Origin of the sequence: Chroococcidiopsis sp. SAG 2025 (assembly GCF_032860985.1) — a bacterium.
Taxonomy (GTDB): Bacteria; Cyanobacteriota; Cyanobacteriia; order Cyanobacteriales; family Chroococcidiopsidaceae; genus Chroococcidiopsis.
In genome coordinates this window covers 1,355,304-1,381,964 of sequence record NZ_JAOCNC010000001.1, presented here as the reverse complement: position 1 = coordinate 1,381,964, position 26,661 = coordinate 1,355,304, and the positions used below count along the sequence as shown (strand labels likewise).

Below are 26,661 nucleotides of genomic sequence, written 5' to 3'. Positions count from 1 at the left end.
ACCGATCGCGTTCGCCCGTCACAGCTTTCTCGCGTTGTTGACCCGTCCATTCGTAACTAAAACATTAGCCATGACTATCACCGCTACTAAATTCCCCATCGATCTCGGTGCGTACAAACCTCTGAAACTCGATCCAAGCAACCCCGTCCTCACAAACGAACAGCGAGAAACTTTAAAAGCAAATATTCAACTTTGCCGCGATGCGATCGTTTTATTTACGGCAACTGGAGCTGCGAAAGGAGTTGGCGGACATACAGGTGGACCCTACGACACCGTACCAGAAGTCATGATTCTCGATGCCTTCTTTCGGGGAGCGCCAGATAAATTCGTGCCAATTTTCTTCGATGAAGCGGGACATCGAGTTGGGACTCAATATTTAATGGCAGCCTTGCGTGGTGAATTACCAGCCGAACAACTGCTGAAATATCGCGAAGCAAATTCTAAATTACCAGGACACCCCGAACTAGGATTAACTCCTGGCGTGCAGTTTAGTTCGGGACGGCTGGGACATATGTGGCCTTACGTCAATGGTGTGGCAATGGCAAATCCTGGCAAAGCAGTATTTTGCTTGGGTTCGGACGGTTCCCAGCAAGAAGGCAATGACGCGGAAGCAGCACGGTTAGCGATCGCCCAACACCTCAACGTGAAGCTAATCATCGACGATAATGATGTAACGATCGCCGGACATCCTTCTAAATATTTGCCTGGTTTTAGCGTTGCCAAAACCCTACAAGGTCATGGGTTGAAAGTACTTGAGGGAGATGGTGAAGATATTGATGATTTGTACCGTCGTCTGTGCGAAGCTGTAACTACACCAGGCGCGATCGCGGTGATTAACAAGCGTCCCATGTGTCCTGGAATTGAAGGCTTAGAAGGCTCTACCCACGGTCATGACGTGATTTCGGTAGACTTGGCACTGAAATATCTCGAATCTCGCGGACAAACGGCGGCTGTCGAACATATCAAGAGCATCCAAAAACCCAAAGATAGTTACACTTTCCTCGGTTCTGGAGACAAATTAGGCGCTAACCGCAACGTATTTGGCGAAGCAATGGTAGAAGTTCTCGGTCGGATGAGCGAGACGGAACGCAAGGAAAAAGTCATGGTCATTGATAGCGACCTAGAAGGCTCTTGCGGTCTGAAGAAAATTCACGATGCTTACCCCGAAATCTTCATTCCTTCTGGGATTATGGAGCGCGGTAACTTCTCGGCTGCGGCTGGATTTGGCATGGAAAAAGGCAAGCAAGGAATTTTTGCCACATTCAGCGCCTTCCTAGAAATGTGCATTTCTGAAATTACAATGGCGCGGCTGAATTATTCCAATGTCCTTTGTCATTTTTCCCATGCAGGTGTTGATGACATGGCAGATAATACCTGCCATTTCGGCATCAACAACATGTTTGCCGACAATGGCTTGGATGACGGTCACGAAACACGGCTGTATTTCCCCGCCGATGCCAATCAGATGAAAGCTTGCGTGAATGCGGTATTTGCCGATCCTGGTTTGCGTTTCATCTTCTCCACTCGTTCCAAGGTTCCCAATATTCTTGACGGTAACGGTAACGACTTGTTTGGCAGCAACTACAAATTCGTCCCTGGTAAAGATGAAGTCGTGCGGGAAGGAACTGCGGGTTACATCGTCAGCTTTGGCGATGCATTGTACCGTTCCCTCGATGCTGTAGAACGTCTGAACCAGGAAGGAATAGATGTGGGTTTAATCAATAAAGCCACGCTAAATGTTGTCGATGAGGAGACGATGGCAAAAATCGGTAAAACTTCCTTCGTCGTTGTTGTGGAAGCCTTCAACCGTCGCACTGGATTAGGCAGTCGTTTCGGTTCCTGGTTATTAGAGCGCGGCTATACTCCTAAATACGCTCACCTCGGTACTTATCATGAAGGTTGTGGCGGTTTGTGGGAACAATACCCACATCAGGGAATCGACCCAGCAGGAATTATGAGTAAGGTCAAAGATTTAATTGGCTAATCCTTGATATTGCCGAAATAACTCATATTCTATTGCTTGATTCATGGCTATGCCACCTAATAAGTAATATTAGGTGGCATGAATCAAAATTTCTTCAATTGTGTTGTCTAATAGCATAACGGCGAAAGTGAGGAGCGGCAGATAATAACCTGAATCTTCTCATCGATTGAGTGGCAACGCGACGACAAGTCGAGGTGAAGTTGTATCTCTTTGTAGACCATGAAATTCTTGATTTGTAATCAGGGTGAGTGAAGTCGCGTTTGGATCTAAGCGAGTGGCGAAGGTCAAGTCACCGTTAAATGTACTGTAGGAAGGCACTTCTACTCTGGGATTGTCGATCGCGGGAATAACATCGTATTGATTACCCAAATTGTCAATCAGAATCAAATTTTGAGGATTCGTGTTGAGTTTAATTGTTTTAGGCGATCGATTGACGACAGCTACATTCACGATGATGCGATCGGGTGCAAAGCGAACTCCCATCACTTGTAATACTGTTCCATTGGGATGTTGAACTTTTAAGCCCTGCTCCGAGTAGGACAGAGCCGCCCGTTCGGTTCTCACCGGAGCAGTCGCTGATGCAGTGCTAATTCGATTCGTCCGAATTGAATGGGTGGTAGATGAGCTAACGTTGGGCGACCTGACGTGCAGCCGCGCACCATTTTGTAATCGAATGTCAAAATTACCTGTAGGATGCTGAATTTTGCGTCCGTGAATGGTGTAGGATGGCGGAGTCACCCATCCAGCATTCGCAGAACGTCTCGGTTGAGATGGCGCAGTTTGCCCACGAGTAACAATCTGTCCGATGGGAATTTGCAGGGTCAGGAGCGGATACTTGGTTGTCGGATCGGTCTTTAACCCCCTGCGACTATTTGTGACTAACATGAGGGAGGTTGCTTGAGGTGCAAGTCCACCCCGAAAGGTCAGCCAACCTTGGGAGGTTTTACCAGGATTCATCGCTAAATATCGATTTGTTTCTGGGGGTTCCATAAAGTATCGATTGCCCAAATTATCGATTAAAACCATCCCTTTAGTGCTATTGAGTTGAATTTTACGGGAGCTACGATTGACCGCAGTGATATTCAGCGAGATGTTGGTTTTGGTAAATCTTACGTCTGCGATTTGTAAGCTCGTGCCGTTAGGATGGACGGCTTCAAGAGCCGTTTGAGTGGAGGTGGACAATTGAGCTAGGACACGAGGTGAGATTGCTAGCGGCACTGAAGCGAGTACCGAACTAGACAGCAGCAGGGCAAGTAGTCTTTTCATAGTTTTAGTTCTTCTAGAACTAGATTGAGGAAACGAAATCGATAGACCAAGCTGAGTTTGAAGAGCGATCGATAATGTGCTAATCGGCACAGTGATTGTAAGCGATCGCCCTGCCAAATCGTAGAGAGTTTATATTGCGTTAACTATCGATTAACTTGCCGATCTGCTTTACTAGACAGAATTCACTTTTTTGTCATAGCGATCGCTCAAGTTCACTCACAACTCATATTCTCACAGTGGTTGGCGCGGTCTAACGGTTGAGATGATGTAGGGCGAAACCGCCAGCGTCAACGTAAAATTTTATGAAAGACGTAAATAACAAAGTCGCTGTTTCGCCCTCACGTCCATCGATTTGTTGTGCCGCACCGTTGTTTTCAAAAGCAAATATCTGATGAAGTGCGATTGTCAGCAGAACTAACAGCTCAAGATTTCGTCGCTAATTGGACGTTCCAACCTTCTGAATTGTCGCTTGTATTGTTTCGCTCTCGCCGAGTTCATAAAGACTTATCAAATTGTTCTCGATTGTGAAGATTTGCTGAACAGTCATATCTGCGAGCAAATTGCCTTGCAAATCTCTAATGATTTGATGAACTGTTACGACATCTCTATTGTTATCATCCGTTTCGTAATTTAATGGTTCGAGTTGCGGTTGAATAATCTTAAATTGATTCGTCCAATACTCGCGCACTGCGTCGCGCCCGTAAACGAAACCGCCTTCCATTCCGTTCGCCCATTTTACGTCCGGTTGCATAAACGAAATGATTGTTTCAATTTCGCGTTTGTTGAAAGCATCGTAAAGATTTTGTAGAAATTGTTGTTGATTTGAACTCATAATTCTTGAATATACATCACGAACTTTGTCAAAACAAGAAAGCGGCATAACGTCCAAGTTGGGCTGCTGCCCCTGACCGCTGGCTTCGCGGTGCTAGCGAGCTAAAAACCATAGAAGAATCTCTATGCATACAAAAACTTTTTTCTTAGCCACTCAGCAAGTATTACTACCCAGAGTGGCGTAAAGTTAAGAATATCTAAATGATTTAACTATGACGATTTAGTTTTTCAGAGCTTGAAGTCGCTTGGCAATTATTCTCGGCAGTCTGTTGTTGATACTTCTTTGAGTGCGCGATCGCAGATGTTAGATTCCATTCTCCAGCCGACTTTTATCCATAACCCATTCTTTCTATGAAATGAGTCGCTTATAGTTCGTTCGATCTACCGTTCATTTACCTCAGATATGGCAATCAGCAATCTCATCCGGTTTAATAACGTCGGGGGCGATATCTTCGGCGGTGTCACGACTGCCGTTGTCTTATTACCCCTGGTGTCCTTTGGGGGTGAGGACCCTCGGCGGACTCTATGGGGCAGTTTGTGGCGACTTTTTTGCCGACCCTGTTTGGCGGTATCCCAACGTTGCTCTCTAAACCGATCGAGGCAATGACCGTAAGCCCTGTTTATATGTTATCGTGCAACACCTGTGTTGTAGGGGTGAAACGCCTCGCTCTTACTCTCTTTAACTTTTGAAACGTTCGTTTAGTTCACTTATTGCAATACTCCTCATCAGAGGAGGCACAAGGAGGTATTCGTGGATTTTTTGTCCTTTTTTGTAATGGACTTCGTTAAGCAGTTACAGTCCCCAACACTCGCCTTTTTGATTGGTGGGATGGTCATTGCTGCTCTCGGGAGCGAATTGGTAATTCCTGAATCGATTTGTGCGATCATCGTCTTCATGCTGCTCACTAAAATCGGTCTGACCGGTGGAATTGCCATCCGTAATTCCAACCTGGCGGATATGGTGTTACCCATGATCTGTGCTGTAGTAGTAGGGATTACTGTTGTATTCATTGCGCGTTATACATTGGCTAAGCTGCCGAAGGTCAAAGTCGTCGATGCGATCGCGACTGGGGGGTTGTTTGGAGCCGTGAGTGGCTCCACTATGGCTGCTGGTCTGACGGTACTGGAAGAACAAAAAATTTCATACGAGGCTTGGGCTGGCGCACTCTATCCCTTCATGGACATCCCAGCGCTCGTAACTGCAATTGTTATAGCCAACATTTATATTAACAAGAAGAAACATAGGGCAACAGCTCGAGCTACCAAGCAGGAGTATCTCAGCAAGCAGCCCATTGCTGCGGGCGATTATGCCGATAAACAGGATTATCCCAGCAGCCGCCAGGAGTATCTCAGCCAGCAGCAGGCTCCTGCAGATAATCGGGTCAAGATATGGCCGATCATCGAGGAAAGCCTTCGGGGTCCTGCCTTATCGGCAATGTTGTTAGGACTCGCTCTTGGCATATTCACCCAGCCGGAAAGTGTCTATAAAAGCTTCTACGATCCCCTCTTTCGCGGCTTGCTTTCGATCTTGATGCTGGTCATGGGTATGGAGGCTTGGTCAAGGATTGGCGAACTGCGCAAGGTAGCCCAGTGGTATGTCGTGTATAGCGTGGTGGCACCGTTTATTCATGGGCTGCTCGCCTTCGGTCTCGGCATGATTGCCCACTACACTATGAACTTCAGCATGGGCGGCGTTGTGATTCTGGCTGTCATTGCCGCCTCTAGTTCAGACATCTCAGGTCCGCCCACATTGCGAGCCGGCATCCCGTCAGCCAATCCCTCCGCCTATATAGGCGCGTCCACAGCCATCGGTACGCCAATTGCGATCGGCTTGTGCATCCCGTTCTTCGTCGGTCTCGCCCAAGCGATCGGCGGACTCTAATCCCAGACGGGTCGCAGTCTGTCGGTGCTCTGTTGGCTCGGCAGACCAAGTAGATCGATATCCAAGATCAATATACATATGTAAGGAGGTAACCAATATGGCAAAGCCAGCTAAAAAGCTTGTCATCGTTACAGAAAAGATTTTGCTGAAAAAGATCGCCAATATCATTGAAGAAGCCGGGGCAACTGGTTATACGGTTTTGGAAACCGGTGGTAAAGGCAGTCGCAACGTGCGCTCGTCGGGACAACCCAGCGTTTCTGACACCCAGGCGAATATAAAATTCGAGGTGCTCACCCCGGATCGGGATATGGCTGAGAATATTGCGGATCAGGTCGCAGTGAAGTTTTTCCTCGATTTTGCAGGCATGATCTATATCTGTGACGCGGAGGTTCTGTACGGGCACAGTTTCTGTGGACCAGACGGCTGTTGAATCGAGACGACACAGACCAAAAAGGCCGGGTCATGACCCCGGCTTTTTGGTGGACGTTACTCAAAACATTAGTCGATTTAGAGGATGCCCAAGCAGAGAAGTTGATTGTGATTCAAGATAATCTCAACTTTCATCACCCCCGCAATTTTATGACTCCCTCAAACCACTAACCTTCATTGCTTTAAACTCATGATTTTGTCCAACATTCTGCCTCCTTTCAGTGGGGGGATAGCCGCTCTCATGGCTCCAATACCATTCCTGGCGACCGTTGTTGCTGAAGATTCACCCATTATTCTGTCTGGCGTATTGCTGACGCTGGTAGTAATTTATCTGGCCAGCAAGTTTGGCGCAGAGGTCGCTAGGCGGTTGGATTTTCCACCCGTCCTGGGGGAACTGGTCGCTGGTGTGATTGTCGGCGTTTCGGCGTTGCACCTGGTGATCTTTCCCGAAGGGGGGCTGTCTGCCTCTGACTCGGTAATTATGACGGCGCTGCAAGGGTTAAATCAATTGACACCAGATGCGTTGACCCGGATCTTTGAATCGCAAAGTGAAGTGATTTCGGTTCTGGCTGAAATCGGCGTGATTATTCTGCTGTTTGAAATTGGACTGGAATCCGATCTGCGGCAACTGAAGGAAGTGGGCATTCAAGCCACGGTTGTCGCCTGTGTCGGAGTCGCAGCACCTTTTGCGGCGGGTACGGCAGGGTTAATGATGCTCTTTCATGTAGCCGCAATTCCAGCGATTTTTGCGGGGGCTGCGTTAACGGCAACGAGTATCGGCATTACCTCTAAAGTGTTGGCAGAGTTAGGTCAACTCAAATCCAAAGAAGGGCAAATCATTGTTGGCGCGGCGGTGATTGATGATGTCCTCGGCATTATTGTCTTGGCTGTAGTCGCCAGCTTAGCCAAAACCGGTGAGATTGATGTCGCCAATGTCATTTACTTGATTGTCAGCGCTACGGCATTCTTGATTGGAGCAATTTTGTTGGGGGGTGTCTTTAACAAAAGTTTTGTGGCGATCGTAGATCAGCTCAAAACCCGTGGAAATATTGTTATTCCGGCATTCATCTTCGCTTTCTTTATGGCATTTTTAGGTAACGCCATTCATCTCGAAGCGATTTTGGGTGCCTTTGCAGCGGGTTTGGTACTCGATGAAACCGATGCCCGGAACGAGTTAGATGAATTAATCAAACCAATCGCCGATTTACTAGTACCAATCTTCTTTGTGACGGTGGGAGCGCGTGCCGACCTCGGTGTTTTGAACCCGGCAGTACCGGAGAATCGGGCGGGACTATTGATTGCTGTCTTTTTGGTAGGGGTGGCGATCGTTGGCAAACTGGTGACGGGCTGGGCAGTGTTTGGACTACCCGGAATCAATCGCCTCGCGATCGGGGTTGGGATGATCCCTCGAGGGGAGGTGGGTCTAGTGTTTGCTGGCATCGGCTCAGCTAGCGGCATTTTGGATAAGCCGCTGGAGGTGTCGATTATTATCATGGTAATTTTGACAACTTTTCTGGCTCCACCTTTTTTACGGGTTGCCTTTGGTTCATCCACGAATCCCATCCCAGAATCTACCACGGCTGTAGAAACAGCAAGTGAGTAACGGTTTTACGAGATTACGGCTGTTTACTCAATAGATGATTGTGGTGCGAGGTTGGGTGAACGATCGAGAAATTGCAGAGTTTCTAGCACCAAGTTACACCAATCAACGGTAGTTGGGTAAATGCCGATGACCTCGTGTTCATTTGACTCTAGACACTGACACAGCCTATCTGTCGGTTACGTCCTCACCAATACTCAATCGTTGTTGTGGCTGGTGATGGATTTAGTGTTCCCAGCCAGTAACATTTAATACCAGCTACAACAACCTCCCGATCGCGAATCTTAAACGGAATTTTTCTGTATAAATAGTGTTTTAAGTGAACCCGCCTCTACAAGTTCTTGCGTTCAAAAAAATTTGCTGAAATGTAAAAATGAGTCGCATTCACTCCTCATTTCCGACTCCCGACTCCCGATTCCCGACTCCCGATAAAATAGAGGTGTTGAGAATCATTTTTAATATTTTGTCTTATGACTATTGCCTCAACCGATCTAACCTCTACTCAGCCAGCTAGCGTGATGGGTGGAGAAGTGCGCGAATTTCCTTGGTCTTGGCAAGGACAATCCCTCAAGTTGGTCTACGAAACTCTGGGACAAGGAACGCCCGTTCTACTCTTACCTGCCTTTAGCACCGTTTCTACTAGAGGAGAAATGGCGCAACTGGCAAATTTATTATCTCCGCATTTTCAAGCTGTAGCGATCGATTGGTTGGGTTTTGGTGCGTCGTCTCGCCTTCCGCTCGATTATCGCCCTGAGTTATATCAGCAGTTGTTGAAAGATTTTGTTAATAGCACGTTTCAAACTCCGATTATAGTTGTTGCTGCTGGTCATGCTGCTGGTTACGCTATGCAACTGGCAGCTACTCAACCACAAGCTTTCTCTAAAATTGTCTTAGTTGCACCTACTTGGCGGGGTCCCTTAACAACAATGGGCGTGAACAAACAAGTCGCTGGGACGGTTAGACAAGCCGTGCGATCGCCCGTTGTCGGTCAGGCTTTGTATAAGATGAATACCACACCTGGCTTTTTGCGCTACATGTACGGCAGTCACGTCTATGCAGACAAGACAAAGCTGACAGACGATTTCATTCAGCAAAAATGGGAAATTACCCAGCAACCAGGGGCGCGATTTGCTCCAGCTGCTTTCGTGACTGGGAATTTAGATCCGGTGCAACAACGAGAAGATTTTCTCAATTGGTTTCAAGGATCTATACCCGTGTTAGTCGTTATTGGGGAACAGTCTCCACCCAAGTCGCGGGCAGAAATGGAAGCTTTGGCAACTTTACCAGGAGTCCAGACAAAGACACTACCAGGTTCGCTGGGTTTGTATGAAGAGTATGCCGCCGAACTAGCAGAGATCGTTTTGCCTTTTCTACTCTAGCGATCCATCGGTAGCGTAACTGTAAATGTAGTACCAACTCCCTCTTCACTCTCAACCGCGATCGCACCTTGATGCAATTCTATCGCTTGCTTAACGACTGCTAGCCCCAATCCAGTACCAGGAATACCACCAACATTACTAGCGCGATGAAACGATTCAAACAGCCTTTGTAAATCCTTGGGAGGAATTCCAATCCCTTCGTCTTTGACACGGAAAATCACCTCGTTTTCTTGACAAGCAAGTTCAAGCGTGATAAATCCACCTTGGGGTGAATATTTAATTGCATTTGAGAGTAAATTGGTCAATATTTGCTGTAAAAGCTTTTTATCCGCTTTGGCGGTGAAACGTTTGCCTGGAGATACAAGTGCGATCGCGTGTGCTTCTTTAGCTGTCAGCTGCATTTCTGCTACCAACTGACGGCAAAATGCTTCTAATTCTAGCTCAATTGGATTAAACTCTAACTTGCCAACTTCGGCGCGACCGAGCGTAAGTACATCATCTAACAGTTCGATCAACCGATTGACTGCGGCTTGCTGACGTTGGAGCAATTCTTGTTTTTTCGGCTCGGATAGTTTGTTATTGCTGCGAACCAGCAGTTGAGCTGTACCAGAAATCAAATTCAGTGGGTTGCGAAACTCATGCGAAACCATCGAAACAAACCGAGATTTCAGTTCGTTCAATTCGCGTTCTTTTTCTAGAGCATGACGCATTTCTGCTTCTGCTTGCTTGCGTTGGGTGATGTCTAGGACAAAAGCAACACAATTTAAACGAGGAGAGTTTTCTACAACAGTAACTCCAATTAGCACCGGAACCCGACTGCCATCAGCTCGAATATACTCTTTCTCAAAAGCATTACAAACACCCGTATTTCTTAACTGCTCGATCGAATCGCGATCGCGATCGCGATACTCTGTTGGAGTCATATCATCCCAACGGATCTTTCCCTGCTCTAAGTCTTCGCGGGTATAACCGACCATTGTTAAAAAGGCATCATTGGCATCTGTAATGTTCCCCTCTATATCGGCAGCGATCGCCCCAATTAAATTAGAGTTAATTAAGCGCTGAAACTGGATTGCACTTTGGTGCTGGGCGGCGATCGCTCGTTCTTCTCCCGCCTCGGCTTGCTGACGGGCAATTATTTGTTGCTGAAGTTGCTGATTTGTGGTCTGAAGTTGAAGTGAAAATTGGCGCGATCGCAGTAAAATTTCTACTCGTGCCTGTAACTCTATTTTTTCAATCGGTTTGGAAATTAAGTCGTCGATACTTTGCCATAAATGCCGAGTCGCGTATCCTACATCCTGACGCGCAGTTACCAGCAAAAAGGGTAAAAAGACTGGTTTTTCGGCAGTTCTTTTCGCTTGTACCCATTCCCAAAAACGATCTAATGCTCTAGCATCAAGGATACATAGGTCAAAGGGTTGCAAATCTAAATCTGCTGGCTCAGTTACCTTTGCTGCCACTTTCGGTAGAATGACCGAATAACGAGGTGATAGCCACTCCGATAACAGACGACGATTTTCTTGGTGTTCGAGCAGCAGTAGAATTCGACCCATAGTTAATAATTAATAATTAATAGTTAATCGTAAAATCATCACGCTCGCTGTAGCAGATTGCGAATTAACTGTAATAGGTTTTGAGCGGTCAATGGTTTCACTAGCAAGCCGAGTGCGCCGCGAGCCAGACACGCCTGCTGCATTCCCGCTTGATGAGGTGCTGCGATCGCGACGAAGGGAATGGCTTTCTCTTGTAACCGTTGGCATACAGTCCAAATTTGGCGATCGAACCCAGAAATATCTAACAACACTAACTCGATCTTATTGGTATTTTCTAACACGGACTCGATTTCTGCCTGACTTGCCGCGCTAAGAACTTGATATCCCTGTTTCGCTAAAAACTGAGCTAACAATTCCGAATTACGACGGTTGCGATTTACACTCAGTATAATTGGCTGTTTATCGCTCACCGTTTTTATCGATCCATTCGGGAGTACCGCTAAGGATGTTGCGTAAATGGGTTAAAGGTTTCCCAACCTTGATTCCATAACGAGTAATTTCTAGCTCTCGCAGCGTTTTTTCAAAACTAGACAACCGTTTCTTCAGTACGCCAATTGCCTTGCGGATCTCGCCTTTGATCTCCAAATAACGCAGAAAAATAATATTATCTGCCATGTAGCTGATGCCTATTTCCGTTGCCCGAAAGTTGCCCGTAATGCTTTCGGTTTCATTCACTAAAATCACCGTCACTCCCATATTTTGTAAATACTTACAAAGGGCGTGCAAGTGAGTCACTAAAACCTCATCCCGACCGCGCAGGGAAACTCGATAACCAGAAACGCTATCAATCATGACGATCCGAGCCTTTTGCTGCTCTACTTCCTGCTGCACCATATTGGCAAACTCATCGGGACTGTGGAGGAGTGGTTCAATCGGAATGACAGAAAGCGTTTGTCGCTGCATCATGGCATAAACTGGAATATTGATAGCTTCGCAACGATGCAGCATGACCTCAATTGGTTCCTCAAACATATAAACAACCGATCGCTCTCCCCGTCCTGCGGCTTCTTTCATAAATTGGAGTCCAATGGTGGTCTTGCCAACTCCACTTGGACCTGTGAACAGCGTCACCGTTCCCCGCTCTATCCCACCACGCATCAATTCGTCTAAGTCCGGTACTCCTGAAGGAATAACCTCTAGTTTAAATTCTTGTTTATGGACTTCAGGCTGGAGGCGAGGAAACACTTCCATACCTCTGTCAGTCAAGCGCATAAAGTGCAAGCCAGGTCGAAAATCAGAGCCGCGAAACTTGGTGACGCTAATGCTGCGTCCCTCCAAGCTTTGTTGCAGATGGATTACCCCATCGCTCATAAACTGTAGATCGTCATCTGGTGCGGAGCCGCCATCTTCAGAAGAAAATAGTACCGTTACGCCTTTCTCTAATAAAAACCGCAAAAACGACAACACTTGTTTGCGGAACTGAAATGTATCGCTAGATAAATAGCGAAATTGAGTCATCGCATCTAAAAACACCCGCTGCGGTTGCAGCGATCGCACCTGGTCTACAATTTGTTGCGTCATCGGTTCTCGTTCGACTTCCGCCGCCGAGAAAATATCGTAAGTCTGGACTTGGCTAAAAAAGTCTGATGTTGGGCTGAGGTCGAGGAAGGTAATTCCTTGGGTATCAAAACCTATACGCTCGGCATTTGTGCGAATTTGCTCTGCGGATTCCCCTAAAGTTATATACAGCGGCTTTTCACCGCTAGCAACGCCTTCAACCAAAAAACTGAGTCCAAGTGTTGTCTTGCCCGCGCCCGATCCTCCTCGCACCAGATAAGCTCGAACTGGAATTAATCCACCGTACAGCACTTCGTCCAAGCCTGAAATGCCCGTGGACATACGCTCACTCATTGCTCAAGTCCTTCAAATCAGTACCCACCATTTTCTATGTTTTCTGGTTCGATTTTTTTCAGTTTTAATTTTAATTGAGATTGACATTTACTGAGCGAGACAATTTCAGATTTTAGTAGGGTAGATATTGCCCACCGACTAATAAATCTATATTCGAGCTAAGCATATTCATTTTTTTAAAATTAAACAATGTATCACTTTATGACTGGTTTAATTAATTGTTTGAACGACTTGAAGTGAAATTATATTTGTTGTTTAATTTCCCTATTGAATGCTTTCTTAATTTTATCTTTGTTAGATTGTTTTGGAAAACAATTATCGCCCTGAGTTCTATAGTAATTTGAGTTAATCATGGGCAATGCCCACCCTACGATGAAATTGTCTCCCTGTCTCTATCTGTTAGAGAGATGTAGCTCGCCTGCCCAAATTTAATTTTAAGTCGCTGTAGCGCAGGCTGCTACTCGCTCCAGTAATTACGGCGCAAATTGTAGTGCGCGTCAGGCTGTAAAATTGTATAAGAATGGTTATCATTCTAAATTATGTAAGGTAAACAAATTGAGCTATGGTAACTACAGCAGCGAATAATGTAGTCCCCGTTACCGTACTGACGGGCTATCTCGGATCGGGTAAGACAACCCTACTCAATCGCATTCTGACCTACGAACACGGTAAGAAAGTAGCTGTAATTGTCAATGAGTTTGGGGAAGTAGGAATCGATAACCAATTGGTGATTGATGCAGATGAAGAAATCTTTGAGATGAATAATGGTTGCATCTGCTGTACCGTGCGCGGTGACTTAATTCGGATTATTGGTAATTTAATGCGGCGGCGCGATAAATTTGACCATTTGGTAATTGAAACCACCGGGTTAGCCGATCCTGCGCCCGTGATTCAGACATTCTTTGTCGATGAAGATATGCAAACTCAGCTATCTTTAGAGGTCATTTATAAAGAAAAGTTGAAAGCAGCGAGAATGGAGGCAAGAGGCTTTTACTATGACAAGACAGTAGCCCAAAGCATTGCCTCATGAGTAGAAAAGCTTACAAAAGTGATTTAACCGATCGAGAATGGCAAATCATTGAACCATTAATTCCACCTGTAAGACCAGGAGGACATCCACGTACTGTGGATATGCGTGAGGTAGTAAATGCCATCTTTTATTTGCTGAAAACTGGCTGTGCTTGGGAGATGCTACCACATGACTTCCCACCCTATTCAACGGTTTATTATTACTTTCGGCGTTGGCAAAAATGAGGAATTTGGCAGCAGATAAATCTTGCCTTACGTGAACAAGTACGGATGAAGCTGGGCAAATCTCATCAAGCTACTGCTGCAATTGTGGATAGCCAGTCCGTAAAAACGACGGAAAAAGGGGAAGTATCCGGCTTTGATGGCGGCAAGCTAGTTAAAGGTCGCAAACGCCATGTCGTAGTAGATCCTCAAGGACTACTAATGGGTGTAGTAATCACCGAAGCTAATGCTTCAGAACGATTAGAGCAATAGTGGCATTGCTAGAAGAGTGCTATAACTCTAAGTCTTTAGAGCTAATTTGGGCAGATAGTGGCTACAGTGGAGAGAATTTTGCACAAGCTGTAATGGTAGTCTGCGGTGCAGAAGTAGAAATAGTTAAGCGGATTACAGATGGGTTTGAAGTTTTGCCCAGAAGATGGGTAGTTGAACGAACTTTTGGCTGGCTAGGACGCTATCGACGACTAAGTAAGGATTATGAACTCCTACCGGAAATAAGTGAATCTATGGTCTACGCTGCTATGGTACGGCTGATGCTGAGACGACTAGCTGCTTGATTTTTACTTTATAAATCAGCTCTTAGATGCCGTCGTAACAGTGGTAGATGCCAAGCACATTTGGCAGCACTGGGAAGCAGATGAAGCCCAAGAACAGATTGCTTTTGCCGACGTGATATTGCTCAATAAGATCGATTTAGTCTCAGAAGCAGAGTTAGCAGAATTAGAACGGCGAATTCGTGGCATGAATGCGATCGCCAAAATCTACCACACCCGTAACTCTGAATTGGGTATGGATGCACTCTTAGGCGTGCAAGCCTTCGATCTCAAACGCGCCCTAGAGATCGATCCAAACTTTTTAGGAGAAGATGCCCACGAACACGATGAAACTGTAGGTTCCATTGCCATTGTCGAACCAGGGACTCTCGATATGCAAAAGTTGAACGATTGGCTGTCTTACTTGTTGCAAACGCAGGGACCCGATATCTTTCGCATGAAAGGTATTTTAAATATTGCTGGAGACGACCACCGCTACGTATTTCAGGGAGTACACATGCTATTTGACGGTACACGCGATCGCCCCTGGAAATCTGACGACGAAAGAAAAAATGAATTAGTATTCATCGATCGCAATTTAGATGCAGACAAGCTGAAAGAAGATTTTCGGGCTTGTTTGATTTAAGGGAGCAGGGAGACAAGGGAGAATAATTACTCATTACCAATTACCAATTACCAATTACCAATTACCATTCCCCTAAATTATGAAATTCCCCACAACTAGCAGCCAATTACTCGAACTCCAGACACGTACAACTCTGGAGGATTACGTCACCGCGATCGCTTGGTCGAGTGACGGTCAAATCGTTGCTAGCGACGCGGCGGGAGGGGTGACGCTGTGGGATGGGGAAACACTCTTTGCTCTACAAGCCAATAACGGTACATCAGTTGATTGCCTTACTTTCTCCCACGACGGGCAATTTTTAGCTACAGGAGGACAGGATGGACGAGTAAAGATTTGGCGCTGGCGCGATCGCCAATTAATTATCACTTTGGAAAATGCTCCTGCTTGGGTGGATAAGTTGGCTTGGAATCCCAGAAGTAACCAACTAGCTTTTAGTTTGGGGCGCTACGTCCAAGTGTGGGATGCAAATACAGAGGAGATTGTTGTTACTCTCAATTTTGAGAATTCTTCTGTATTAGGAATAGACTGGCATCCAGATGGACAGTATTTGGCGATCGCGGGATATCAGGGGGCAAAGGTTTGGGATGCAACAGATTGGGATGACGATCCGTACGTTATAGATATACCATCGGCAAGTCTGGCGATCGCTTGGTCAATTGATGGCAAGTACATCGCCTCTGGTAACATGGATCGGACGATTACAGTTTTAGAATGGGGCAATCCCCATCCTTGGGTGATGCGGGGCTTTCCTGGTAAGATTCGTCACCTAGCTTGGTCAAATATTAGAACACAGCAAGACGCACCATTACTAGCTTCTGCCAGCGTTGAAGGAATTGTTGTATGGGAAAAACTGGAGGATGAAAATTTAGGCTGGGATAGTAGATTGTTGCAGCGACATACAGATGTCGTACAGGCGATCGCCTTTCAACCTGGTAGTCTGCTTCTCGCTTCGGCAGCGGCTGATGGTTGGCTGTGTTTGTGGCAAAAAGCCAAACGTGTCGCGCAGTTAATTGACGATGCAACTGATGGGTTATCTTGTCTGGCTTGGCATCCCCAAGGGCAAAAATTAGTAGCAGGGAGTCAAACAGGGGAATTGTTGCTGTGGTCAAAAGCTTCGCGAGGAACTGGATTTGGTCGCGGTAAATAGTCGATCGCATTCCGAATTTCTGAAACTTTTTGCTCGTAGGTGACATCATCTAAAACTGGTGTAGCAGCCTCAAGATCGATCACTTCATTTAAATCGATCCACGATCTGCAACCGCCATATTCAGCACAATAGGAAATTTGACGCGATCGTGGTAACTTATAAGCCCGCAAAAGTAAGACATACACGGGTTGACGGGGTTTCCATTTGAGGCGATCGCGAATAAATTTTTCGTTCCAAACATGGAACGGTAGCAAAGCATTCACAATTGTCTCGTCTAACACTGGTACAATATCAGTAATCTTTGCCCAACTGCCTATCCGAATTGTCTCAGGATGCCAACCAGATGCTACCGGAGTCACTTGCGCAGCATACTCAGGCTTGAGTAATTCGGGCTGTTGGTGTTCGTAAGTGGGGTAAAGCAGAACCTCGTCGCGATCGACTTGAAATTGTCCGCCACTTTCACGGATACCACCTTTACGCAATAGTAAGATCGTTTCGCCCCGTTCGATCGCGTTAACAGCAACCGCCCATTCCTTGAGTGCGTGGATTGTGGTTAGTAACATCGGTAAATCTCTATAATTTCCCCTCTCTAATAATTACCACTTCTATTGTGTTGCTGCCATCGATTCAAACAATAATTTGCTAAACAATAGTTCGACTAGGTTAAGTGACGATAAGTTCCTGAAAAAATGGTCTAATTAAGTATTCTCATAACCTGCGATCGCACTCAATGATGCGGTCTTTTTTTTGTTGTGTAACAGCATAGTACTTCTCTCAATCTCCATCCTAGTAATGGTTTGGTCAAGGCAAGTGGCGATCGATAGCACAGCTGAATAAAACTACTACATAACTTTAAAGCGATTTTTAAAACAATTGGGAACTAAATCAAACACAGCAACGTTTTTCGATGATTTTCTGACTCAATTATTTAAGCAAATTGGCTGATTTGAAATCATAATTATCGTCGTCAGCCCTGAAATATCTTTGTTAGTATTGCCAAGACAGTTACAAAGTTATTGACTGTAACACCACAACAAGTGAGGAAATTAAAATGAGCGGAAATATAACTAAGAAAAGCTTGAATACAAAACTTTTTAGCTTACTTGGAATTGCTGGTGCTAGCGCTTTACTCGGTTTACCAGCGTTTGCTCTACCTAATTCCTCCGATGGAAATACCAGACAGTTTTTAGCTCAGTCTACTTCTAGCCCTAGTAGTGGCAGCGGTTCTTCTACTGGTACAGAGATGTCACCAGGCAGCAGCACGACTCCAGGCAGTAGCACGACTCCAGGCAGCAGCACGACTCCAGGCAGCAGCACCACTCCAGGTACTACCACTTACCCTGGCAGCACGACTCCAGGCAGCAGCACGACTCCAGGCAGCAGCACCACTCCAAGTACTACCACTTATCCTGGCAGCACGACTCCAGGCAGCAGCACGACTCCAGGCAGCACGACTCCAGGCAGTAGCACGACTCCAGGCAGCAGCACCACTCCAGGTACTACCACTTATCCTGGTACTGGTTCTGATTCCAATGGCACTACGACTCCTTCTAACTCTGGTAGCGACACGATGACTCCAGGTAGCAGCACCACTCCAGGTAGCGGTAGCATGACTAGCCCTGATAGTTCTAGTGATTCGGAGATGACTCCTAGCAGCAAGCCCAGTGGCTCTAAGAAAACTCCATCTCAAAGTGGTTCTCAGACAACCCCTCGATAAAACATGAGCGGTTAGCGGTTAGTCAATCAGTATTTAATTCCGAGTTCCGTAGCTTGCTTTCCCGCAGGGGGATTCCGAATTCTACCTAACCGCTAGCCCCATTTGCCAAAATTCTCTGGGCGCGGCGTGCTTCTGCATCCGTGCCTTCTACGATGACTAAATACTCTTGTGGGAAAGAGCGATCGCTTTCTACATTTGTACTTACTGTCAGTCTGTCAGCGCAGTTTAAGGTTGAGATCGCACCACCACAAGCCAATCCAATCCCCGTACCGAATAAAGTCGCAGCTAAAGTTGTTCCTACCGTACCAACAGCTAACGCTGGAGCAACTCCTGGTACCAGTAAAATACCAATACTTACTAAACAACCACCGATCGCGCCGACTGTGCTACCGACAATCATGGCACAGGGCGATTTTTCTGTTTGTTCTGTTGCGAGTGCGTCAGCTTGAGTTCTCTGAATTGCCGCTCTTAAATCTGCCAATAATTCTGCATCTTTACTGGCTACAGAAATATGACTAATAGGAAAACCCGCACAATATAATTTGGCAAATGCTTGTTCTGCTTCCTGACGAGTTGTAAATGTACCAACGGTGCATCTATGTTTTACTAAAACCATCTGCTCCTCCTCTAAATCCGCTTTGTTCGATAGTTATTAACTGTTGTTTAGCAACCATCACTCATTCATACAGGCAACATTACCAGTTGCACCTACTTAGAGTTAGGCTTATTTTTCGTTTTTATATCTTTCTAAAAACAACTTAGATCGAACAAAGTAGTCGAGAGAAGAATTGAAATATAATGATAAGCTTTATCGCTAACTTCTGCGAAATTTCAATTTTGGAGTTAAGAAATATTAAGGTGTCTGAGCTGCGATTGAACCTAAGTAGAAATATCTAATGTCTCAAATTATTTCATGCATCAAAGTTAAGGATAAAAATGTTTCTTGTGCAAAATATCTGCGATCGCGTAGAAAGTCAAAAGTTGTATGGGCGGGTTCACTGCAAATATTTGCCCTAGTCAAAATTGTTTGATAAACCCGCCCGTACAGAAGTCAAAACCGATCGCTCCTCACTCCTCAATGACCATAAAAAAAACTCCATTTATCACGCAGGACTTTGCCCTGAATAAATAGGAGTTGATGTATATAGTTAAAGTTTGTAGTTAAAAAGTTTTTACTTGATGTAAAACAGACAGATTTGATTCAAATTATGCTTCTTCCTCCTTGCTTTCGCTACTACAACCAGGAGAAGCCTCATAAAGTGCGTCTAATTGGGCGCGGGCATCTTCAACATCAATAGACCGCATGACTAACAGTGGTTCTCCGATAGGATTGCCAGCTGCGTCTAGTAATTCGGGGTGAGGTACGGAGCGATTTGAGATATAGGGAAGATTTCCTCTATTTTGCACGGGCGAGCGCGGTGCGGCAAACGTGCGATCGCGCTCGAAACTGAACATAATTAAGTTGCGAATTAGATTGCTTACAGCTATCAACGCTAGGATAGTAAAAGCAAGGATGTAAAGTAAGTGTAACATCGAGTTTTTCTCCAAGCCAGCCAGTCTATACAGTTTTTTGCAAGTTTTTCCGAACTTCTACCGCTTTGCTAAAGGCATTGACCGTTATCTCTAGCATCACAGAATTTGCTTCGATAGACAATCGTCTACTCAGAATATTTCAGTCAAGCATGTATGTTACAAGGAACACTTTATTTAAACAAAATTCTTTAAAATTCTACCTCTGGCTGTGTTGCCTGCTCCGACCGGAAGCGAATCGCCACTTTCCAACATTCTGTCACTAATTGATGCCAGGGTACGAGTGTTGCCATGTCAATGCCCACTTGTCCCCCAGTTGCCTGAAACATGAGCTGTGCCGTACTGACCTCCTGCTGAGCTTGCTTGACTCTTGCCAACAATTCAGATTGCTGTTGCGGTTCTAAAAATGAAACTTTCTCATTTTCCAAAAACGTTTGCGATCGCCCGAACCAATACTTAAAATCTTCAAGTAGCGGTTGGAGTAAGGTTTTTAACAACTCAGGTTCTGGCAAGTTTTGATTAAGCATGAATGAAAAGCAGATTACTAACCTACCACTAATATTAACTTAGTTCAAGATTCTTTACATTCTGTCATTAGAAGTAACTGGGAGCAGGGAGCGCACGAGCAGGGAGCAGGGAAAAGAGAGCTGAGGAAGCGCAAGGTTGCTGAGGGAGCAAATACCAACTACTAACTACCAATTACCACTCCCGACTTCTGACTCCTTACAATAGAAGGCAAACAGTATTGGTTTACAGTCTCATCAACATAGTTTTGTAATTAAAATGTCTAGTTCAGAATCCCATTGTCAACCGGAACAGCAGGAACAAGCACCGCAGGAAAAAATTTATCTCCCTCGCACCAGTGAATCAGAGACATTGCAGAAGATTCGCCACACTACCTCTCATGTCATGGCGATGGCGGTGCAAAAGTTATTTCCTAAAGCACAGGTGACTATTGGACCCTGGATTGAGAATGGATTTTACTACGATTTTGACAATCCCGAACCGTTTACAGAAAAAGATCTCAAAGCCATCCAGAAAGAGATGGTGAAGATTATCAATCGTAAATTGCCTGTCATTAGGGAAGAAGTCAGCCGCGAGGAAGCCGAACAGCGGATTAAGGCAATTAAAGAGCCGTATAAACTAGAAATCCTGGCAGATATTAAGCAGGAACCAATTACGATCTACCATTTGGGAGATGAATGGTGGGACTTGTGTGCTGGACCCCATCTTAACAACACGGCAGAGTTGCAACCCAAAGCAATTGAGTTAGAAAGTGTTGCTGGGGCATACTGGCGCGGTGATGAAACCAAGGCGCAGCTACAACGAATTTACGGCACGGCTTGGGAATCAGAACAGCAATTAGCTGAGTACAAGCGTCGTAAGGAAGAAGCCCTCAGACGCGACCATCGCCGCTTAGGTAAGGAACTAGGACTATTTATCTTTAGCGATGAGGTGGGACCGGGTTTACCCCTGTGGACTGCCAAAGGGACGCTATTACGCAGTCTTTTAGAAGACTTTCTCAAACAAGAACAGCTCAAACGCGGTTATCTTCCTGTCGTATCGCCTCACATTGCCAGAGTCGATTTATTCAAAACTTCCGGTCACTGGCAGAAATATAAAGAAGATATGTTTCCATTGATGGCAGAGAATGAGGAAGCAGCAGCCCACGAATTGGGTTTTGTTCTCAAGCCGATGAACTGCCCCTTTCACATCCAAATTTACAAGAGCGAATTACGTTCTTATCGCGAATTACCGATGCGGTTGGCAGAGTTTGGGACTGTATACCGTTACGAACAATCGGGCGAATTAGGAGGTTTGACGCGGGTACGTGGTTTTACGGTAGATGATTCTCACCTATTCGTGACTCCAGAACAACTCGACAGCGAATTTCTTAATGTGGTGGATTTGATTCTGTCGGTATTTAACAAATTGCAACTGAAAAATTTCAAAGCAAGACTGAGTTTCCGCGATCCGACTTCGGATAAGTACATTGGTTCTGACGAGGCGTGGTCAAAAGCTGAAGGAGCAATTCGCCGCGCTGTAGAAAAGTTAGAAATGAACCACTTTGAAGGAATTGGGGAAGCAGCATTCTACGGTCCCAAACTCGATTTTATTTTCCAAGATGCTTTGGAAAGGGAATGGCAATTAGGTACGGTACAAGTTGATTACAACTTACCCGAACGGTTCGATTTGGAATATGTAGCAGAGGATGGTACGCGCCAGCGCCCAGTGATGATTCACCGCGCCCCATTTGGCTCATTAGAACGGTTAATTGGGATTTTAATTGAAGAGTATGCGGGAGACTTTCCCTTGTGGCTAGCACCCATCCAAGCTCGATTAATGCCCGTCAGCGATGCCCAATTGATGTTTGCTAAAGAAGTTGCAGACAAGATGCGATCGCTCAACATGCGCGTAGAAGTCGATACCAGTGGCGATCGCTTGCCGAAAATGATCCGCAATGCTGAAAAGGCAAAAATTCCCGTCATGGCGGTTGTAGGGGCGAAAGAAGTGGAGTCCGATAGCTTGAGTCTCCGCGTTCGTACTGCTGGTAAACCATCGGCAGATCTCGGCACGATCTCTGTCCCTGCGGTGTTGGAAAGGATGCAAAAGGCGATCGCCAACTACACTAATTTCTAATCCTCAGAGAAGGGATAAGGGAGTAGGGAGCAGGGAGCAGTGATGTATAAAAACTTTACTTAGGGATGCAAGCGCACCTTCATTCAAGAGAATGAGGTCGAGATCCGTAAGTACGAGGCATAATTAGCTCACTTTTCAATCTTATGCTTTCTCTTCATGGGTTCCCTGCTACGCGGCTAAAAGGCGCGAGGACACCTCGCGTCCTCCGCCCGCTTCCCTACTCCCTGCTCTCTGCTCCCGTTGAAGCGCGTAATTTACTCGTCGATCTGCCAAGAATCCTTCGTTAATTCTTCATCAATAATGTGCTTGGGACGCACGACAACGACAATTTTCCCCAGTAACTTGACATCTGGTTGAGTTTCAAACCAACCAAAGTCAACTTCCCCAGCTGCATCATAGACAAAATAACTATTGACATCCCATTCTCTAGCGTGACGGTCGGCAATGACCAGGACTGGTTCCGATGCTGTAGCTGATTGATTGGGGAGGCGATCGCTTTGACACAAAATTGCGATCGGATCTTCAGCACTGCGGACTGTTTGCCAACCTGGTAAGGCAACCCAAGCCTGTTCCCCAGCAAACTTGACAATCTGAAACGGCTCTACTGCTTCTACTATGGGTACAGCTTGAACTTCAGCCGATTTTAACGGCATTTCCCCAACAACTGGAATCAATCGCGGTAAATGATCTTCGGAATCTGGACGATAAAAAGGTATAGTTGGAGCCGGACGCTTGGGAACGACGGTAAAATCGACAAGCAACTGTTCGATTTTTTGTCTTGCCGTATCCGAATCTGCAAACCTTAGCCCCTTAGCAATTAATCGCGATCGCTCTTGTAAATCTGATTTTTGTCGTGCCAGCCGCCAACACTGATAAGCAATTGCATCCCCTGGATGATTAGCAAATCCTTCGGGTAAGCTACGCAGGCGAGAAAATTCTTTCATATCTCGCGCCACTTCCTTAGCCATATCCGCATCTAAGTTGTGAGCTAAGATAAATTCTGCTGCTGCGACTCGTTCTGCATTATTGAGCAATCGCAGTTCGTACAAAATATCGCTGCCTTTTTGAGTAAAGCGCGATCGCACTGCCTCAGAAGCATTTGTTTTCTCTAAAGAAGTATAAACCTGCGCTCCTACAATCACCTGATTTTGTTGCACAGGTTCAAATCCCGTCGCTTCAAAGATCTGCTGCGGTGTTTGCCCTGCTTTTTGCAACTGAGCGATCGCCTGACCCCATTCCACCCAACTACCTCGTTTTTGCCGCAGGGATGTCAGCATGGCTTCGATGTCAAGTTGGTTGGAGGGCGATTCAGTCATGATGAGGAGTGAGGAGCGAGGAAACAAAACGTTTATTATCCGTTGTTTGATTATATATGTAAGAGTTTTATTAGATTGACCTATTTAAAATTTCTTGCAGTGTCAATGTTTGCTTAGTTAGAACCAGCCTTATCCTAATTTAGAGGATAGTAACTAGCTTTTACTCCCTCTTGTCCTCCTTGTCTCCCTTGTCCCAATTTTGAATTTTGAATTTTGTTCCCCTTATCCCCCTTATCTTCCCCCTCTCTCTTATCCCCTCACTCCTCACTCCTCACTCCTCACCCCTCATATGGAAGTTCAACAGATATTCGATCGCATTGCCCCAGTTTACGATCGCTTAAATGACTTGCTGAGTTTAGGTCAGCACCGCATTTGGAAGCAAATGACAGTTAAGTGGAGCCAAGCAAGCTTGGGGGATACCTGTGTCGATCTATGTTGTGGTAGTGGCGATTTAGCGCTGCGCCTCGCCCGTCAAGTAGGAGCTGACGGACGAGTATACGGGGTAGATTTTTCATCGCAACTGCTGGCGATCGCCCAACAACGCAGCCAAAGCCAATATCCCCAACCCCCGATTTCTTGGGTAGAAGCAGATGTATTGAATTTACCTTTTGCCGATAATTATTTTGATGCTGCCACGATGGGCTACGGGTTACGCAATGTCGTTGATATTCCTTGTTGCTTAAAAGAACTGCATCGAGTCCTCAAACCTGGCGCTAAAGCGGCAATTTTAGACTTTCATCGCCCGGAAAATTCTCAATTTAGGGCTTTTCAACAATGGTACTTAGATAATCTCGTCGTTCCCGCCGCACGTCACTTCGATCTCACAGAAGAATACGCCTATATCAGCCCCAGTTTAGATCGATTTCCTTCAGGTAAAGCACAAGTTCAACTCTCGCGAGAAGTAGGGTTTGCAACAGCCACTCACTACCCAATTGCCAACGGTATGATGGGGATATTGGTTGTTACTAAGGGGTAAGGGATAAGAGATCGGGGATAAGGGTAAGAAGTCAGAAGTCGGAAGTCAGAACATAAAAACATGCACCGCACCATATACTACTCGCCACTCACTCATCCCTCACCCCTCACTCCTCACTCCTAGTTGTATGGATTGGTCTCATTTTTGGGTTTATGTTAGTCCGCCGATCGCGGGAGCAATTATTGGCTATTTTACGAACGATTTAGCCATTAAAATGCTGTTTCGTCCCTACCGAGCGCGTTATTTTGCCGGAAGACAATTACCTTTTACTCCTGGTTTAATTCCTCGCAACCAAGAACGCTTGGCAAAGCGGGTGTCGGACACGATCATGGGTTCTCTACTGACACCAGAGGAATTGCAGAAGTTGACGCGGCGATTGCTGCAACCGGAGCGAGTGCGGGGAGGGATAGAATGGCTGTTAAGACTGGCGATCGAACAGGTTCGTACTGATAGAGATCAAAGAGCAACCAAAATTCTGGCGGGAATTTTACGCGATTTAGTTGGGGAATCTTTACCGCGTTTGTTTAAGGTGTTGTTGCGACGAGAAGAGTTTTTAGGCACTCAACTCAATCAAATTTTCGACCAGGTATTACTTGAGTTTCAACTGAGCGACGAGCAAGCGGGGAGGTTAGCTGATTGGTTGCTGCAAGTCGTTCTTCCACCAGACGCAATTCGGCAGTTAGTCATCGATCTTTTAACCGATCGCACAATTCAAATTATTGATGAGAGTTTTCGCGAAAAAACGAGCGGTACGTATTGGGTAGTTGCTAACTTATTTGGTTTGCGTAACACTTTGGCGCGCCTGCGAACGTTTTGTTTGGACGAAAGAGAAGTTACGAATGCGCGGATTAAGGAGTTAATTCAAGAGCTTCAAGTTCGCGATCGCCTTAAAGTTTGGTTGAAAAGTTTATCGTTGCAAAATTTACCCGTTTCTACTGTAAAGCAGTTACGCAATACAATTCGGGAAACCGCGATCGGCTATTCTCAAACTCACGGTCCAGAGTTTATTCAAGGATTTAGCGATTCGATTGATTGGGAAAATACCGCTAGCGTGCTGCTCAATCGTTTGCGTAACTCTCCTGCTTTTAGTTCTTCTCTAACTGCGATCGGTCAAGAGTTATCTTTAATTTTGGAGCGTTATTTAGAGCAAGATTTAGAAAATTTGGTGGCACAGGCACTTCCAATTCTATCGATCGACCAGGTAATTATCGATCGCGTCAAATCTACCTCTCCCGCCGAATTAGAAGCGGCGATCGAAGGAATTGTCAAAAATGAGTTACAGGCAATTGTTAACTTAGGTGGTGTTCTCGGTTTTGTCGTGGGACTATTTCAAGCCGGATTGTTATTTTTCCAACAAATTCAGTAGGGTGGGCATTGCCCACCACACTTTGCTAAATCTCCGTTTCGCTAATCTCACGCACGACGTAATCGAATGGTTCATCGACAAACGTAATGTTAGTCATTCCAGCTGTCACTAACTTTTCTTTGACGATATTTTTCATCAGTTGGATACTTCGAGCAGTGGGACCTAAAGGGATTCCTAGAGAGTTGAAAGTATCTCGCAAACCAGCCAGCAATCGTTCGTCTAAGACGCTAGCATCTCCAGCCACGATCGCATAGCTACAATATCGCAAGAAGTAGTTCATATCTCGCACGTACATATTGTAGCGGCGTGTTGTGTAAGCATTGCCACCTGGACTAACTAGCTCTGGGTATTCTTGGAACAATAAACTGACTGCTGTTTTGACAATCTCAGCTGCATTGGAACCAATAACGCCTGCTACCTGTACCCGTTTCTCACCATCAGCTAGAAACTCTTTCAGAGTCTCAACAACCTCGCGATTTAAAGAACTGCCTGTTAGATCGCAATTCTTGGCTACGCTTGTTAATTTATCTTGCATTAGATTCCTCTCCGAAACGTTTATATTAAAACAACTATTCCGCTGGAAACCTGAAGCTAAAAGAGTTATATATCGTTCTACAAATTGGGTCTTAGGATTGAGTCTACCATAACGATCTGCTCTAACTATTTTGCATAGATTCCGATCCCCCCAACCCCCCTTAAAAAAGGGGGGTTGGGGGGATCTTCACACGAAGTAGTCATGAAGAATCGGTATAACTATAATGAGATTA

The 26,661-nt window shown here is 45.7% G+C and carries 22 protein-coding genes and 3 pseudogenes; 14 read left to right on the top strand and 11 right to left on the bottom strand.

Annotated features, from left to right (window positions below; translation table 11 throughout):
- The first annotated feature begins 70 nt into the window (after window positions 1-70).
- Window positions 71-1,984, top strand: coding sequence for a transketolase C-terminal domain-containing protein (locus tag N4J56_RS06655; RefSeq protein WP_317105741.1), 1,914 nt, complete (start codon window positions 71-73; stop codon window positions 1,982-1,984).
- A 159-nt stretch (window positions 1,985-2,143) separates the two neighbouring features.
- On the opposite strand, the gene N4J56_RS06650 is transcribed toward N4J56_RS06655, so the two are convergent.
- Window positions 2,144-3,250 carry a hypothetical protein gene (locus N4J56_RS06650; RefSeq protein ID WP_317105740.1) on the bottom strand — a complete coding sequence of 369 codons (1,107 nt, stop codon included), beginning with the start codon at window positions 3,248-3,250 and terminating at the stop codon, window positions 2,144-2,146.
- 436 nt (window positions 3,251-3,686) lie between these two features.
- Complete coding sequence (locus tag N4J56_RS06645; RefSeq protein ID WP_317105739.1) at window positions 3,687-4,082, bottom strand: nuclear transport factor 2 family protein; 396 nt, start codon at window positions 4,080-4,082, stop codon at window positions 3,687-3,689.
- Between the two features lie 750 nt (window positions 4,083-4,832).
- Here N4J56_RS06645 and N4J56_RS06640 point away from each other — a divergent pair.
- The 5 genes from N4J56_RS06640 to N4J56_RS06620 all read left to right on the top strand — a co-directional run bounded on the left by N4J56_RS06640 (window position 4,833) and on the right by N4J56_RS06620 (window position 9,371).
- On the top strand, window positions 4,833-5,963 hold the full coding sequence (locus tag N4J56_RS06640; protein WP_317105738.1) for a sodium-dependent bicarbonate transport family permease: 1,131 nt from the start codon (window positions 4,833-4,835) through the stop codon (window positions 5,961-5,963).
- Window positions 5,964-6,060: 97 nt separating this feature from the next.
- Window positions 6,061-6,393, top strand: a complete 333-nt coding sequence (locus N4J56_RS06635; RefSeq protein WP_317105737.1) for a P-II family nitrogen regulator — start codon at window positions 6,061-6,063, stop codon at window positions 6,391-6,393.
- 32 nt (window positions 6,394-6,425) lie between these two features.
- The gene (locus tag N4J56_RS06630) at window positions 6,426-6,563 is read left to right on the top strand and encodes a hypothetical protein (protein ID WP_317105736.1); all 138 of its coding nucleotides are present in this window, start codon (window positions 6,426-6,428) and stop codon (window positions 6,561-6,563) included.
- A 19-nt stretch (window positions 6,564-6,582) separates the two neighbouring features.
- Entirely contained in the window at window positions 6,583-7,995 is a 1,413-nt protein-coding gene (locus N4J56_RS06625) for a cation:proton antiporter (protein ID WP_410500303.1), read from the top strand.
- Window positions 7,996-8,462: 467 nt separating this feature from the next.
- On the top strand, window positions 8,463-9,371 hold the full coding sequence (locus N4J56_RS06620; RefSeq protein ID WP_317105734.1) for an alpha/beta hydrolase: 909 nt from the start codon (window positions 8,463-8,465) through the stop codon (window positions 9,369-9,371).
- Here N4J56_RS06620 and N4J56_RS06615 read toward each other — a convergent pair.
- From N4J56_RS06615 to N4J56_RS06605, 3 genes are read right to left on the bottom strand one after another with little or no spacing between them, the layout of a single operon-like run.
- Window positions 9,368-10,924 (bottom strand): sensor histidine kinase, encoded by a 1,557-nt coding sequence (locus N4J56_RS06615; protein WP_317105733.1) that lies wholly within the window; start codon window positions 10,922-10,924, stop codon window positions 9,368-9,370. The two genes, N4J56_RS06620 and N4J56_RS06615, sit on opposite strands and share 4 nt — an antisense overlap.
- A 38-nt stretch (window positions 10,925-10,962) precedes the next feature.
- Complete coding sequence (locus N4J56_RS06610; protein WP_317105732.1) at window positions 10,963-11,334, bottom strand: two-component system response regulator; 372 nt, start codon at window positions 11,332-11,334, stop codon at window positions 10,963-10,965.
- On the bottom strand, window positions 11,324-12,775 hold the full coding sequence (locus N4J56_RS06605) for an ATPase domain-containing protein (protein ID WP_317105731.1): 1,452 nt from the start codon (window positions 12,773-12,775) through the stop codon (window positions 11,324-11,326). Before N4J56_RS06605 ends, N4J56_RS06610 begins: the two co-directional genes overlap by 11 nt.
- 562 nt (window positions 12,776-13,337) lie before the next feature.
- Between N4J56_RS06605 and N4J56_RS06600 the strand changes: the two are divergent.
- The 4 genes and pseudogenes from N4J56_RS06600 to N4J56_RS06585 all read left to right on the top strand — a co-directional run.
- Window positions 13,338-13,721, top strand: a pseudogene (locus N4J56_RS06600) (CobW family GTP-binding protein); the annotation flags it as partial.
- 80 nt (window positions 13,722-13,801) lie between these two features.
- Window positions 13,802-14,580 (top strand): annotated as a pseudogene (locus tag N4J56_RS06595) (IS5 family transposase).
- Window positions 14,581-14,602: 22 nt separating this feature from the next.
- Window positions 14,603-15,202, top strand: a pseudogene (locus N4J56_RS06590) (CobW family GTP-binding protein); the annotation flags it as partial.
- A gap of 79 nt (window positions 15,203-15,281) precedes the next feature.
- Window positions 15,282-16,349: a WD40 repeat domain-containing protein gene (locus N4J56_RS06585; RefSeq protein ID WP_317105729.1), complete on the top strand. Its 1,068-nt coding sequence runs from the start codon at window positions 15,282-15,284 to the stop codon at window positions 16,347-16,349.
- Here the strand turns inward: N4J56_RS06585 and N4J56_RS06580 are convergent.
- Window positions 16,283-16,912: a DUF1802 family protein gene (locus tag N4J56_RS06580; RefSeq protein WP_317105728.1), complete on the bottom strand. Its 630-nt coding sequence runs from the start codon at window positions 16,910-16,912 to the stop codon at window positions 16,283-16,285. The genes N4J56_RS06585 and N4J56_RS06580 overlap by 67 nt on opposite strands.
- A 488-nt stretch (window positions 16,913-17,400) precedes the next feature.
- Between N4J56_RS06580 and N4J56_RS06575 the strand changes: the two genes are divergently transcribed.
- A complete protein-coding gene (locus N4J56_RS06575) occupies window positions 17,401-18,066 on the top strand; it encodes a hypothetical protein (protein ID WP_317105727.1) in 666 nt (221 codons plus the stop codon).
- Between the two features lie 85 nt (window positions 18,067-18,151).
- Here N4J56_RS06575 and N4J56_RS06570 read toward each other — a convergent pair whose 3' ends face one another.
- The 3 genes from N4J56_RS06570 to N4J56_RS06560 all read right to left on the bottom strand — a co-directional run bounded on the left by N4J56_RS06570 (window position 18,152) and on the right by N4J56_RS06560 (window position 20,123).
- The gene (locus N4J56_RS06570; RefSeq protein WP_317105726.1) at window positions 18,152-18,682 is read right to left on the bottom strand and encodes a hypothetical protein; all 531 of its coding nucleotides are present in this window, start codon (window positions 18,680-18,682) and stop codon (window positions 18,152-18,154) included.
- A 590-nt stretch (window positions 18,683-19,272) separates the two neighbouring features.
- Window positions 19,273-19,599 carry a DUF2973 domain-containing protein gene (locus N4J56_RS06565; protein ID WP_039715833.1) on the bottom strand — a complete coding sequence of 109 codons (327 nt, stop codon included), beginning with the start codon at window positions 19,597-19,599 and terminating at the stop codon, window positions 19,273-19,275.
- 188 nt (window positions 19,600-19,787) lie between these two features.
- Entirely contained in the window at window positions 19,788-20,123 is a 336-nt protein-coding gene (locus tag N4J56_RS06560; protein ID WP_039715832.1) for a DUF2605 domain-containing protein, read from the bottom strand.
- 256 nt (window positions 20,124-20,379) lie between these two features.
- On the opposite strand from N4J56_RS06560, the gene thrS reads away from it, so the two are divergent.
- Entirely contained in the window at window positions 20,380-22,236 is a 1,857-nt protein-coding gene (thrS, locus tag N4J56_RS06555; protein WP_317105725.1) for a threonine--tRNA ligase, read from the top strand.
- A 254-nt stretch (window positions 22,237-22,490) separates the two neighbouring features.
- On the opposite strand, the gene N4J56_RS06550 is transcribed toward thrS, so the two are convergent.
- On the bottom strand, window positions 22,491-23,552 hold the full coding sequence (locus N4J56_RS06550) for a RuBisCO accumulation factor 1 (RefSeq protein WP_317105724.1): 1,062 nt from the start codon (window positions 23,550-23,552) through the stop codon (window positions 22,491-22,493).
- 289 nt (window positions 23,553-23,841) lie between these two features.
- Here N4J56_RS06550 and ubiE point away from each other — a divergent pair, with 289 nt between their 5' ends.
- Window positions 23,842-24,528 carry a bifunctional demethylmenaquinone methyltransferase/2-methoxy-6-polyprenyl-1,4-benzoquinol methylase UbiE gene (ubiE, locus tag N4J56_RS06545; protein ID WP_317105723.1) on the top strand — a complete coding sequence of 229 codons (687 nt, stop codon included), beginning with the start codon at window positions 23,842-23,844 and terminating at the stop codon, window positions 24,526-24,528.
- Window positions 24,529-24,655: 127 nt separating this feature from the next.
- The gene (locus tag N4J56_RS06540; RefSeq protein WP_317105722.1) at window positions 24,656-25,894 is read left to right on the top strand and encodes a DUF445 domain-containing protein; all 1,239 of its coding nucleotides are present in this window, start codon (window positions 24,656-24,658) and stop codon (window positions 25,892-25,894) included.
- A gap of 25 nt (window positions 25,895-25,919) precedes the next feature.
- On the opposite strand, the gene N4J56_RS06535 is transcribed toward N4J56_RS06540, so the two are convergent.
- The gene (locus N4J56_RS06535) at window positions 25,920-26,429 is read right to left on the bottom strand and encodes an allophycocyanin subunit beta (RefSeq protein ID WP_015153831.1); all 510 of its coding nucleotides are present in this window, start codon (window positions 26,427-26,429) and stop codon (window positions 25,920-25,922) included.
- Between the last annotated feature and the right edge of the window lie 232 nt (window positions 26,430-26,661).

Bases quoted from the DNA above. Each gene is read 5' to 3' on its own strand.
- N4J56_RS06655 (WP_317105741.1), top strand. From the start codon at position 71: ATGACTATCACCGCTACTAAATTCCCCATCGATCTCGGTGCGTACAAA.
- N4J56_RS06650 (WP_317105740.1), bottom strand. From the start codon at position 3,250: ATGAAAAGACTACTTGCCCTGCTGCTGTCTAGTTCGGTACTCGCTTCA.
- N4J56_RS06645 (WP_317105739.1), bottom strand. From the start codon at position 4,082: ATGAGTTCAAATCAACAACAATTTCTACAAAATCTTTACGATGCTTTC.
- N4J56_RS06635 (WP_317105737.1), top strand. From the start codon at position 6,061: ATGGCAAAGCCAGCTAAAAAGCTTGTCATCGTTACAGAAAAGATTTTG.
- N4J56_RS06630 (WP_317105736.1), top strand. From the start codon at position 6,426: ATGACCCCGGCTTTTTGGTGGACGTTACTCAAAACATTAGTCGATTTA.
- N4J56_RS06625 (WP_410500303.1), top strand. From the start codon at position 6,583: ATGATTTTGTCCAACATTCTGCCTCCTTTCAGTGGGGGGATAGCCGCT.
- N4J56_RS06620 (WP_317105734.1), top strand. From the start codon at position 8,463: ATGACTATTGCCTCAACCGATCTAACCTCTACTCAGCCAGCTAGCGTG.
- N4J56_RS06615 (WP_317105733.1), bottom strand. From the start codon at position 10,924: ATGGGTCGAATTCTACTGCTGCTCGAACACCAAGAAAATCGTCGTCTG.
- N4J56_RS06605 (WP_317105731.1), bottom strand. From the start codon at position 12,775: ATGAGTGAGCGTATGTCCACGGGCATTTCAGGCTTGGACGAAGTGCTG.
- N4J56_RS06585 (WP_317105729.1), top strand. From the start codon at position 15,282: ATGAAATTCCCCACAACTAGCAGCCAATTACTCGAACTCCAGACACGT.
- N4J56_RS06580 (WP_317105728.1), bottom strand. From the start codon at position 16,912: ATGTTACTAACCACAATCCACGCACTCAAGGAATGGGCGGTTGCTGTT.
- N4J56_RS06575 (WP_317105727.1), top strand. From the start codon at position 17,401: ATGAGCGGAAATATAACTAAGAAAAGCTTGAATACAAAACTTTTTAGC.
- N4J56_RS06570 (WP_317105726.1), bottom strand. From the start codon at position 18,682: ATGGTTTTAGTAAAACATAGATGCACCGTTGGTACATTTACAACTCGT.
- N4J56_RS06565 (WP_039715833.1), bottom strand. From the start codon at position 19,599: ATGTTACACTTACTTTACATCCTTGCTTTTACTATCCTAGCGTTGATA.
- N4J56_RS06560 (WP_039715832.1), bottom strand. From the start codon at position 20,123: ATGCTTAATCAAAACTTGCCAGAACCTGAGTTGTTAAAAACCTTACTC.
- thrS (WP_317105725.1), top strand. From the start codon at position 20,380: ATGTCTAGTTCAGAATCCCATTGTCAACCGGAACAGCAGGAACAAGCA.
- N4J56_RS06550 (WP_317105724.1), bottom strand. From the start codon at position 23,552: ATGACTGAATCGCCCTCCAACCAACTTGACATCGAAGCCATGCTGACA.
- ubiE (WP_317105723.1), top strand. From the start codon at position 23,842: ATGGAAGTTCAACAGATATTCGATCGCATTGCCCCAGTTTACGATCGC.
- N4J56_RS06540 (WP_317105722.1), top strand. From the start codon at position 24,656: ATGGATTGGTCTCATTTTTGGGTTTATGTTAGTCCGCCGATCGCGGGA.
- N4J56_RS06535 (WP_015153831.1), bottom strand. From the start codon at position 26,429: ATGCAAGATAAATTAACAAGCGTAGCCAAGAATTGCGATCTAACAGGC.